The 434-nt window shown below is 48.6% G+C and carries 1 pseudogene; it reads right to left on the bottom strand.

The features are described from left to right. A pseudogene (locus BTA35_RS16915) lies at positions 1-434 on the bottom strand (excinuclease ABC subunit B); the annotation flags it as partial.

Here is a 434-nt window from a genome sequence, read left to right on the forward strand (position 1 = left end):
GAGTGTAGGTAGCGTACCTTTACACCTAAATCTGAAAGATAATGGGTTAGGTCTTCAGACATCCGCTTTGTAAGGGTTGTCACTAATACCCGCTCATTAACGGCTACTCTCAGATGGATCTCCGATAGCAAATCATCAACTTGTTGACCTGCTGGACGCACTTCTATTTCTGGATCAAGCAAGCCCGTAGGGCGTACCACTTGCTCTACAACTTAGCCTTGGTGCTCTGCTTCATAGTTGCCGGGCGTTGCTGAAACAAAGATCATTTGCGGTGAGATCTGTTCCCACTCTTCAAACTTCATCGGGCGGTTGTCTAAGGCAGATGGCAAGCGGAAACCATACTGCACTAATGTCTCTTTACGAGAGCGGTCTCCACGATACATTGCGCCCAGCTGGGGCACCGTCACATGGGATTCGTCAATAAAGAGTAGTGC

The organism is Oceanospirillum linum, assembly GCF_001995095.2.
In the GTDB taxonomy this organism is placed as follows: domain Bacteria; phylum Pseudomonadota; class Gammaproteobacteria; order Pseudomonadales; family Halomonadaceae; genus Oceanospirillum; species Oceanospirillum linum.